Source organism: Prosthecobacter sp. (assembly GCF_044373815.1).
Classification (GTDB): domain Bacteria; phylum Verrucomicrobiota; class Verrucomicrobiia; order Verrucomicrobiales; family Verrucomicrobiaceae; genus Prosthecobacter.
On the sequence record NZ_JBIPNG010000199.1, the window covers coordinates 1 to 11,180 of the forward strand.

Consider the following 11,180-nt stretch of genomic DNA (forward strand, 5'->3'; position numbering starts at 1 on the left):
CGCCTCCGTCGACATCACCCCCGACTACCCTGTTCGCCTCAGCGGCTACGGCAACCGCCGCGCCCCCAACACCGGCGTCTCCCAGCACATCTTCGCCAAAGCCCTCGCCCTCGGCAGCGATGCCGAAGGCCCCGCCATTCTCGTCACCGTCGACAACGTCGGTATCCCCGCCTCCATGCGCGCCGAAGTCCTGCGCCGTCTCCAAACAGACAACAAAGCCACCGACGCCCGCTTCGCCATCTGCTCCAGCCACACCCATTGCGCTCCCATGCTCATCGGCGTGCTTCCCAATCTCTTCGGCATGGACATCCCCGCCGAGCACCTCCCCGCCATCGAGCGCTACACCCGCGAACTCACCGACAACATCGAAAAAGCCGCCCGCGCCGCTCTCGCCGATCGCAAACCCTCCTCCCTCGCCTGGGGCATCGGCAAAGTCGGCTTCGCCGCCAACCGCCGCCTCTTCCCCCTGAAGCCCATCGATCACGATCTCCCCGTCCTCCGCGTCACCAACTCCGATGGCAAAGTGCGCGCCATCTTCACCAGCTACGCCTGCCACTGCACCACCATCGGCATCGATGAAATCCACGGCGACTGGGCCGGCGTCGCTCAAGAAGCCCTCCAGCGCGAATTCCCCGGCGCCATCGCCCTCACCGCCCTCGGTTGCGGCGCCGATCAAAATCCCAATCCCCGCCGCACCATGGAACTCGTCAAACAATACGGCGAAGACCTCGGCACCGAAGCCAAACGCATCGCCACCAGCGAACTCAAACCCCTCACCGGCCCGCTCGCCTGCGAAGCAAAACAAATCGATCTCGCTTTCGACACCCTCCCCACTCGCGAAGAATGGCAAACCCTCGCCGCCTCCAAAACCCCCGCCATCGCCTATCACGCGCAGAAGAATCTCGCCCGTCTCGATCGCGGCGAAAAACTCCCCACTCAACTGCCTTACCTCGTCCAGCGCTGGAGCTTCGGCAACGACATGGCCATGGTCTTCCTCCCCGGCGAAATCACCGTCGATTACTCCCTCCGCATCAAGCGCGAGTTCGACCGCTCACGCATGTGGGTCAACGGCTACTCCAACGACGTCCCCTGCTACGTCCCCTCCCGCCGCGTCCTCGAAGAAGGCGGCTACGAAGGCGCCGGTGCCATGGTCTATTATGACCGCCCCACCAAGTTCGCCCCCGATGTCGAAGACCGCATCATGACCGCAGTGCATGAAGTCACTCCCAAAGAATTCCTCACCCGCCCGGACCAGATCAAGCCCGCCGAAGCACCGTCAGCCATCACTTACCCCGACCGCTCCAACCTCCTCGTCGTCCGCGACTCCAAAGGCACCGAACGCCCCGTCCAAACCCCCGCCGACTGGGCCGAGCGCGTCACTCACATCAAAGCGAACATGCAGCAAGTCATGGGCCCTCTCCACGACACCTCCCGCTGGTCTCCTCTCAACGTCCAAATCATCTCCGAAGAAAAAACAGAGAAATACCTCCGCCGCAAAATCCACTTCACCCCCGAACTCGGCGATCACGTCCCCGCATGGCTGCTCATCCCAAACGATGTCACCAAAGCACCCGCCATGCTCTGCCTCCATCAAACCACCAACATCGGCAAAGACGAACCCGCCGGCCTCGGCGGCAAGCCCTCGCTCCACTACGCCCACGAACTCGCCGAACGCGGCTACATCTGCCTCGTCCCCGACTACCCCTCCTTCGGCGAATACCCCTACGACTTCAAAACCCAGGGCGCTCACCGCGCCAGCGGTTCCATGAAAGCCATCTGGAACAACATGCGCGCCGTCGATCTCCTGCAATCGCTCCCCCAGGTAAACAAAGACCGCATCGGCGTCATCGGCCACTCCCTCGGCGGCCACAACTCCCTCTTCACCGCCGTCTTCGATGATCGCATAAAAGCCGTCGTCACCAGCTGCGGCTTCACCCCCTTCCACGACTACTACGGCGGCAAAGTCGCCGGCTGGACCAGCGACCGCTACATGCCCCGCATCCGCGATGTCTACGACAACAACACCGACAAAATCCCCTTCGACTTCTACGAAATCCTCGCAGCCATCGCCCCCCGCGCCGTCTTCTCCAACTCCCCCATCAAAGACAGCAACTTCGAAATCACCGGCGTCCGCAAAGCCTTCACCAAAGCCACCGAAATCTACACGCTCCTCAAAGCCGAAAAAAACCTCACCCTCGTCACCCCCGACGCCCCCCACGACTTCCCCGAAGCCGAACGCAAGGCAGCCTACGAGTGGCTGGACAGCATCCTCAAGGTTTCACCAAAGTAGGCTCCGCCCAGATCGCATAGTTGCTCTTGGAATCAACCCCACGCGAAGTGAGCGTAAGCTGAAGCTCCCTCACCCCCGTGACATCACACTCCAGCAACTTCGCCGGATCAGTCCCATTGAGAATAATCGTGCTCAGCACCCTGCCATCCCCGCTCACCGTGAATTCCACCCTCCCCTTGGCCCCCAATTCCGGATGCAATCCCGCCAGGACCGTGAAACGCGCATAAACATCCTTTGGCAGCAAAAAAGTCAGCGGCTTCCCCATGCCCGCGCTGATCCCATTTTTGAACTCCTGATTGCTGGATCCGACACAAAGTTTGAGCGGCATGTCCGTGTTTCCACCCGCCAATATGACCCCGCTGCGCGCATGCCCCCAGTTCGGAGAACTGAAAAACTGCGACTGCGGATAGTAGCAACTGGCCGCCTCCAGTGGAAAGAAAGCGCCAATCTGTACCTGCTTGAGCGCCGCCTGCTCTTCCGCTTCAAACTTCTGCTTCCCGAGGCAAAGAATTGTATAAACCGCATCCGCCACCACCTGCGCATCCATCGTCGCCGCTCGCAGTTGATGCTTCACCACGCCCTCCTTGTCCTCCTTATATAGCGCCTGGATGATCGGCACCGTGGTGCTGCGCGCATTGAGAATCTCATCATGCACCCGGTGCATGAGCCTCCATGCAGCTTCATTCACCGTGGTGCCAAGCAGCCGTGGCTGGTACCCCTCAATGCTCACCTTGAAGTCCCCATTTTCAATCGGTCCATGCATGAGCTGGCCTTTCATGGCATCCGAAGGCGGCAGGAACTGCTGCAGCAGCGTAAACATATTGTCTCCGGGCACCGTGTGCGAAGGACTGCCATAATCTTCGATCTGATGGCAGACCGTGCCCATGTAACGCGCTGCATCGCCAAGCTTCCCGTTGCGCAAAGATGCAACCGCCTGCTCCATGAAGAAACGTATCACTTCAAGATATTCCGGCTGCTGCGTCGGCAGGTGCAGGATCTTCAAATACACCTCATTGGGCGCTGACTCCATTTTGGCGTACTTTGCGTTTTCCTTGTCCGTGAAGACATTGTCCGGAATCATGCAGTAGTTGTCGCCAAGTTGCGTCAATTCACCACTCAGCACCTCCTTTTGCCACGCCGGCAAAACCTCCAGCGCCGCACGTGTGATGGCATGGTGAGGCTCACCCCAGCCCAAGACGAAGGAGGGAGTTGCAAGGGTTAAAAGAGCGGCAAATGCAAGCTGTCTCATTGTGATTGAAGTTAATACTAAAGTTACTCAATGCGAAAAAGGGGTGCGCCAAACCGTAGGTTTGAAGTGATAACAATGAAAGCACCTCTTAAAGCATGGATGATCGTGATGCTCGCCGGAACGAGTTTCGCGGCGGAATCGTCACGTCCCTTAAGCTTCGTCAATGATATTCAGCCCATCCTCACCAAGGCGGGCTGCAATGCAGGCGTGTGCCATGCCAAGGCGATCACAGGGCAGCGCGGCTTCCGTCTGAGCGTACTCGGTTTTGAACCTGAAGAAGATTACGAGGCCATCGTGAAGCAGGGGAAGGGGCGGCGTGTGTTTCCGCCAGCACCGGAGGAAAGTCTGCTGATCACCAAGGGCGCCGCCATCGTGCCGCACACGGGCGGGAAGCATCTGGAGCCGGGCTCCGAAGAGTACAAGACACTCGTGCGCTGGATTGCCGAAGGCATGAACTATGCGCAAAAGGAGGAGGCGAAGCTGAGCAGCATTCTGGTGGAACCAGCGCGCGTGACGATGAACGTTAAAACCACGCAGCAGCTCAAAGTCACGGCGCGCTACTCGGATGGCAGCAGCCGGGATGTGACCAAGCTCGCGCTCTTTGAGGCCAATGACCGCGCCATGGCGGTGGCTGGAGATCAGGGATTGGTGAAGACCTTGGATATTCCCGGCAACGTGGCCGTGATGGTGCGCTTCGGCGGTCGTGTTTCCGTTTGCAGCGTCTCAATTCCACTGGGTGCGCCTGTTGACTCGCTGCCCCCGGTGAAGAATTTCATCGACCAGCATGTGTTTGCCAATCTGAAGCAGATCGGTGTGCCCCCTTCACCCATTTGCGATGACTCGACCTTTCTGCGCCGCATCTCCCTCGACATCGGTGGTCGCCTGCCCACGGCGGAGGAGACCAAGGCTTTCCTGGAGAGTCAGGCACCGGACAAGCGCGACCGCGCCATCGATGCCCTCCTGAACAGCCCCGACTACGCGGATTACTTCGCCAATAAATGGACTTCGCTGCTCAAGAACACACGTTCGGAAGCGGCAGACATCACCTCGAACTTCGCTTTCCACGCATGGATGCGCGACAGCCTGCTGGCGAATACCAAGTACGACCAGATCGTGCGGCAGATCCTCGCCTCGACGGGTACTATCGTTTCAAATCCACCGGTAGCTTGGTACAAGCGCGTTAAGGAACCTACCACGCAGCTCGAAGATGTTGCACAGCTTTTCCTCGGCGTGCGCATGCAATGCGCGCAATGCCATCATCATCCCTTTGAGCGCTGGACCCAGGCAGAGTATTACCACCTCGCCGCGTTCTTCAGCCAGATCGGTCGCAAACCAACCGCCATTGCCGGTGAGGATCTCATTTTCCACAAACGAGGCACCGCGCAGACCGAGCACCGTAAAACTCGCGTGATGCTGAAGCCTGCAGGTCTTGGCGAGCCTGAACTCGACATCGCCCCCGATGATGATCCCCGCCTCGCGCTGGTCGACTGGATGAGCAAGAAGGACAATCCCTTCTTCGCCAAGTCGCTCGTGAACCGCTACTGGAAGCATTTCTTCAAGCGCGGTCTCGTCGAGCCCGAGGATGACCTGCGTGACACGAATCCGCCGACCAACCCTGATCTCTTTGAGGCGCTGGCCAAAAGCTTCACGGACAGCGGCTACGATTTAAAAGCACTCGTGCGCACGCTGACGCAAAGCCATGCATATCAGCTCAGTTCTACGCCAAACCAATACAACGCCGTCGATCGTCAGGCCTACTCCCACTATTACCCAAGACGCATGACCGCCGAGGTAATGCTCGACAGCATCGACATGGTCACCGGCTCCAAGACCGACTTTGCCGATCTGCCGGCCGGTACGCGTGCCATTTCTCTGCCGGACAACAGCTACAACCGCGCCGCGCCTTTCCTCAAGGTGTTCGGTCGTCCTGAAGGCGCCAGCGTCTGCGAGTGCGAGCGCGTGTCGTCCGCCAGCCTTGCGCAAAGCCTGCACCTCATGAACGCCGCCGACGTGAAGGCCAAGCTCACCGCCAGCGGTGGTCGCGCCGAATCCTTGAGCAAGGCCGAGATGCCCGAACCCAAGCGCATCCGCGAACTCTACCTTGCCGCCTTCTCCCGCGAACCCACCGCCGATGAAGTGCGAATCAGTGAAAATTATGTCGCTCGGCCGCGCAACGATGCAGCCGGTAAACCTCTCGATTCCCAGCGTGCCAAGCGCAACGGCTACGAAGACCTGCTCTGGGCGCTGCTGAACACGAAGGAATTTTTGTACAATCACTAATCTATGCTCGCGAAATCCACACTAACACTTGCCGTCTTCACATGGATGGCTGCTTCGGCCCTCGCCCAGCAGGTCACACTGCCGTTGCCACGTCTGCTCACGGTCATGCCCATGGGCGGGCAGGCGGGCACGACTGTTGAGGTCACGATCACCGGCGAGAATACGGAGAACATCAGCGAGTTGATGTTCTCGACGCCAAAGATCACCGCGAAGCCGGTCGCAGGCACGGAGAACAAGTTCACCGTAAGCATTGCGGCGGATGCACCGGTAGGTGTTTATGATGCGCGGGTGATGTCACGACTGGGCGTCTCAGCGGCGCGTGCTTTTTCGGTGAACAAACTCCCTGAGGTAATCCGCACCAAGGCGAACAACACGGTGGAGACGGCGATGACGCTGCCCTTGGGCACCATCTGCAATGCGACGATGACCAAGAGGTCAGTGGATTTTTATGCATTCCAAGGCGTGAAGGGGAAACGCGTGGCAGTGGATTGCGCCGCGACGGGCATCGACTCCCGACTGACGCCGGTGCTGATCCTGGCGGACGCCAAAGGCGGCGATTTGAAAGTGAACCGCACGGGAGGCGTGATCGACTTCACACCACCCGCTGATGGCACCTACCTCATCAAGGTGAGCGACCTCACCTATCAAGGTGGCGAGCGCCTGTTCTATCGCCTCGCTTTGCAGGAAGCACCTGGCACCGGACCTGCACCACGCCAGCCGCTGACCCAGACGGTGAGCGCGATGTCCTGGCCACCGGCTGGTCTCGCTGCTACCGCGAAGGCCAATGAAACGGAGCCGAACAATAAGCCCGCTGAAGCGCAAAAGATCACTCTGCCCTGTGACATTGCAGGTTCCTTTTTTCCAGCGGCGGATGTCGACACCTTCGAGTTCGCGGCCAAAAAAGGCGAGATCTGGTGGGTGGAAGTGGCCTCAGAGCGCTTCGGGTTGAACACGGACCCCTTTGTGCTCGTGCAGCAGGTGAAAGCAACGGGTGGAAAAGAAACGCTGACCGACGTGGCCGAGCTCTATGACATCGTACCGCCCATGAAGGTCACCAGCAACGGCTACTCGTATGACGGCCCTCCTTACGACGCCGGATCACCGGATGTGAACGGCAAGTTTGTGGTCAAGGAAGACGGGACTTATCGCCTGCAGGTGCGCGATCTGTTCGGCGGTACGCGCAGTGACGCGAACAACATTTATCGTCTCATCGTGCGTCAGGCCACGCCGGATTTCTCCCTCGCTGCCTGGGCTGTTCACATGACACTGCGCAACGGCGACCGCGCCGCGCTTTCCAAGCCGATGGCTCTGCGTGCGGGTGAGACGCGTGCCTTTGAGGTCGCGGTGCAGCGCCGTGATGGCTTTGATGGCGAGATTGAGATCGGCATGGAGAATCTGCCGCCGGGTGTAAGCGCAGCCGGGTTGAAAATCGCCAAGGGCAAGCCCTTTGGTCATTTGATTCTTACCGCTTCGGGCGATGCAAAACGGGGCTTCTCTCTGGCGAAAATCGTCGGCAAATCCACGGTCAATGGAGCGGTCGTGACGCGTCCGGTGCGTGTGGCGAGCATGGAATGGCCGGTGAAAGATGCGAAGGGTGAGATTCCTGCGCCGCGTCTCATGGCCGACGTTCCGGTTTCCGTCAGCGATTCCGAGCAGGCACCGCTGACCATTGCCACCGTAGAAAACAAGGTCTTCGAGGCGAAGGTGGGCGAAACCTTGAAAATCCCGCTCAAGCTCACCTGGCGCAACGAATTTAACGGCACTTCGATCAAGGTGAAGGCCTACGGCGACGGTTTCAGCGCCATCAAGGAGTTCGACATTCCTCTCAAGGCAGCCACTTATGAAGCCGTGATTGATCTTGCCGCGTTGAAGATCGCGCCTGGAGATTACACCTTTGCGTTCCAGAGCCTGGGCATCTGCAAATACCGCTACAACCCCGCTGCGGTGCCGCTGGCCGAGGCTGAGCAGAAAAAGGCCGAGCAGCTTGCCGCCACGGTGGCCGCCGAAGCCAAAAAACTCGCCGCCACGGATGCAGAAGCCGCGAAGAAGGCCGCTGAGAAGCAAAAGCTGGCGGAAGCCGCCATGACTGCGGCCACCAACCGCATGAAGGCCATCACCACAGCGGCTTCGCCCACCGACACGGTGGAGATCCTCATTTCGGAACCGATTCGCGTTTCGGTGAAACCCGCTGCAACCACCACCGCCAGCAAGTGATGAAGCCGCACTCACTCCTCGTTCTCCTGTTCACCACGACCGCCTCATTGGCGGCCGATCTCGACTACTATCGGGACGTTTATCCGTTCTTGAAAGCGAACTGCATTTCGTGTCACAACAAGACGACGACGAAGGCAGATCTGAACATGGAGACACCGGAGCTGATGATCAAAGGTGGCGAAAGCGGGCCGTCGATCATCCCGGGGAATGGGGCTGAGAGCCTGATCGTCACGGCTTCGCTGCATACGAAGGACATGGAAATGCCGCCGCCGAACAACAAGTCCGGCGCGGTGAACCTCATCCCTGAGCAGATCGCCACTTTGAAGGCTTGGATTGACCAGGGTGCGAAGGGTTCGGTGATGGTGGAACGCGCGGTGGTGCTGCAGGCTTTTTCCGCCAGCATTGATCCGATTTACAGCGTGGCGATGACGAAGGACGGGCGGTACGTCGCCTGTGGGCGTTCGAACCACATCTATGTTTATGACATGGCCACGCGACAGTTCGTCGCGCAGATCAGCGACCTTGCTGAGAAAAATGGCGCAGCACACCGCGCGCTGGTGCAATCGCTATCCTTCAGTCCGGACGGCACACGCCTCGCGAGCGGCAGCTTTCGTGAAGTGAAGATTTGGAAACTGGCAGAATCCAAACCCGCGGCGGGTACCGCGAAAACGTCCTCGGCTCCTGCGAGCGCCGAGTTGATCAAAAAGATAGCCACTGCCGGCAAGGTTATTGTCCTGAGCAGTGCAATGTCTGCCGATGGCAAGCAGGTCGTCACAGGTTGCGGCGATGGCTCGGTGCGTGTGTGGGATGTGGCGACTGCGAAGCCTGTCATCGAGCTGCGCGGCAGCGTGGCGGAGGCAAAGAAGATGGCGGAACTGGACTGGGTCATTGCGGCGCAGACCTTGGAACAGGCATTCCAAAAAAACGAAATCGCGCGCATCGAAGCGCAGGACAAGGCGCTTGATATCCTCCTGGGCAAAGCCAAGGAAGCCATCGTGGCCATGAACAAGGTGCTGCCTGAGAAGCAGAAAGCCGTGTCGCCGACCACCGAGGCCAAGACAACGGCGAAGAAGGCCGTCGATGATGTCACTGCCAAAATCAAAGCGGCTTCCGGTGGCAAACCAGATGCAGCGCTCGACAGAGAGCTCAAGGCTGCGCAGGAGAAATTCATCACCGCAAACATGACGGAAGTCTCTGCGCTCGCAGCCGTCTCCGCCGCGCAGAGCAATGTGAAGGACGCCGAGGACGATGTGAAGCGCATCACGGATTCTAAGGCCGCAAATGCCAAGGCCGTTGCTACTGCGAATGCCGCCATCGCTGCCGCGAAAACTGTGCAGGACAAGGCCACGGCCGATCTCGCTGCTGCGAAGCTGGCACTGACCAAGACCACCGCAAAACCCATCGCCGTATCATTTTCCGCCGATGCGCTGCGTGTGGCCTCGATGTTTGATGATGGCAGCCTGCGCGTCTGGGGAACTGCCACTGGTACGCCGATCGAAGAAAGCGCCGGCAGTGCTGCAGCGATCACGACCATCACCTCCTCTCCCGATGGTTCTTTTGTGGCGAGCAAGTCCGTGACGCAGTCGGTGGGCACTTCGAAGCAATGGGCCTTGGAGCGCAAAATCGATCAAAAGGGACTCTTTGCTGATCGCGTGAATGCTGTGCGTTTCAGTCCCGATGGCAAAACACTCGCCACGGGAGGTGGTGAGCTGTCACGCAGTGGAGACATTATCTTCTTTGACGTCGCGACTGGCAAGGCCACCAAGACCTGGAAGGAGAAGCATGCCGACACCGTGCTCTGCCTGGACTACTCGCCGGATGGCAAGCGTCTCGCCTCCGGTGGTGCTGACAAGATCGCGCGTGTCACCGACATCGCCACAGGCAAGCAGTTGAACCTCTTCGAAGGCCACACCCATCACGTCATGGGTGTCGCGTTCCGCAATGATGGCCGCGTGCTTGCCACGGCAGGTGCGGAGGGCACGGTGGTGACCTGGGACATGATCATCGGCGAGAGGAAGAGAAAGATCGAAGGCTGGACCAAGGAGGTCACTTCGCTGCAGTTCATCGGCGCCACGAATCAAATCGTCACCTCCGCCGGTGACAACCGCATCCGCATTGTCACAGACGATGGAACCGAAGTCCGCGCCATGGCCAACCTGCCCGACTTCATGCAGGCCGCCGTGAGCGCGCCCAATGGCAGCGCCATCATCGGCGGTGGTGAAGACAGCATCCTGCGCGTGTGGGATGGCGCAGGGAAAGAGATGGTGGCGTTTGGCGCGAAGTAGCTCCTTCTATGGGAGAAAAAGCCGCTCTTTATTTCGTGAATTTCTCTCATGTCCTCCATCATCCAGCCTCCTTCTCCCGTTCGTTGCGCCGGTCCCATGCAGCGCCGCGCTTTCATGCAGTTTGGGTTGACCGGCATGGCGACTCTGAGCTGGCCGAGCCTGCTCAAACTGCGTGCGGCGAATGCGGCCCTGCCGAAGAGTGAGCGTAAATCCATCATCATGGTCTGGCTGCCGGGCGGGCAGTCGCACATCGACACCTACGATCCGAAACCGGAATCTAGCAGTGAGTATCGTGGGCCTTTCAAGACGATTGCCACCAAGATTCCGGGCACGCATTTCACGGAATTGATGCCGTTGCAGGCGAAGATTGCGGACAAGATCACGGTGCTGCGCTCGATGAGTCAAACGGCGGGCGGGCATCCGGCGGGAACGCTGCAAATGCTCTCGGGTGACCCCGATACGCGCGACAAACCGGTGCCGCGTTTGCCGGACTGGATGTCCGTGGCGCATTACCTGCGGTCCAAAGATCCGCAGCGCCCGCAGGCGCTGCCAAACTATGTCAGTGTCAACCCGATCAACGCGACCTACAGTGGGCCAGCGTATCTGGGTGCATCTTATGCGCCGTTTTCGGTGAGCGAGGATCCGAATCGCCCGAGTTTTGAGGTGCCGAACATTGGCCTGCCGGATGAGGCGGAGACGCGCCGGCTCAGCGACCGCGTCGCGCTGCGTCGCAGCCTCGACAAGATGGAACGTGCGTTTGATCGCGAGGGCGAACTCGGTGCGCTCGATCAATTTGAGTCCCAGGCGATGTCCCTGCTTACGAATGCACAGACGCGCGATGCTTTTGATGTGAGCCAAGAGG

Annotated in this window: 6 protein-coding genes; 5 read left to right on the forward strand and 1 reads right to left on the reverse strand. The window is 59.5% G+C overall.

The genetic code is table 11. The annotated features are described in order from the left end of the window. A partial coding sequence (locus ACIREA_RS16570) for a neutral/alkaline non-lysosomal ceramidase N-terminal domain-containing protein (RefSeq protein ID WP_397383408.1) occupies window positions 1-2,290 on the forward strand: 2,290 nt, incomplete at its 5' end. Here the strand turns inward: ACIREA_RS16570 and ACIREA_RS16575 are convergent. Then, entirely contained in the window at window positions 2,271-3,539 is a 1,269-nt protein-coding gene (locus ACIREA_RS16575; protein WP_397383409.1) for an NPCBM/NEW2 domain-containing protein, read from the reverse strand. The genes ACIREA_RS16570 and ACIREA_RS16575 overlap by 20 nt on opposite strands. 75 nt (window positions 3,540-3,614) lie before the next feature. On the opposite strand from ACIREA_RS16575, the gene ACIREA_RS16580 reads away from it, so the two are divergent. From ACIREA_RS16580 to ACIREA_RS16595, 4 genes are all read left to right on the forward strand, one after another. After that, window positions 3,615-5,819 (forward strand): DUF1549 and DUF1553 domain-containing protein, encoded by a 2,205-nt coding sequence (locus ACIREA_RS16580; RefSeq protein ID WP_397383410.1) that lies wholly within the window; start codon window positions 3,615-3,617, stop codon window positions 5,817-5,819. A gap of 3 nt (window positions 5,820-5,822) precedes the next feature. Further along, complete coding sequence (locus tag ACIREA_RS16585; RefSeq protein WP_397383411.1) at window positions 5,823-8,033, forward strand: PPC domain-containing protein; 2,211 nt, start codon at window positions 5,823-5,825, stop codon at window positions 8,031-8,033. Next, window positions 8,033-10,318: a c-type cytochrome domain-containing protein gene (locus tag ACIREA_RS16590; RefSeq protein WP_397383412.1), complete on the forward strand. Its 2,286-nt coding sequence runs from the start codon at window positions 8,033-8,035 to the stop codon at window positions 10,316-10,318. The genes ACIREA_RS16585 and ACIREA_RS16590 overlap by 1 nt, the downstream gene beginning before the upstream one ends. Before the next feature lie 48 nt (window positions 10,319-10,366). Beyond that, a partial coding sequence (locus ACIREA_RS16595) for a DUF1501 domain-containing protein (RefSeq protein WP_397383413.1) occupies window positions 10,367-11,180 on the forward strand: 814 nt, incomplete at its 3' end.

Coding starts and splice junctions, on each gene's coding strand:
- ACIREA_RS16575 (WP_397383409.1), bottom strand. CDS start 3,539: ATGAGACAGCTTGCATTTGCCGCTCTTTTAACCCTTGCAACTCCCTCC.
- ACIREA_RS16580 (WP_397383410.1), top strand. CDS start 3,615: ATGAAAGCACCTCTTAAAGCATGGATGATCGTGATGCTCGCCGGAACG.
- ACIREA_RS16585 (WP_397383411.1), top strand. CDS start 5,823: ATGCTCGCGAAATCCACACTAACACTTGCCGTCTTCACATGGATGGCT.
- ACIREA_RS16590 (WP_397383412.1), top strand. CDS start 8,033: ATGAAGCCGCACTCACTCCTCGTTCTCCTGTTCACCACGACCGCCTCA.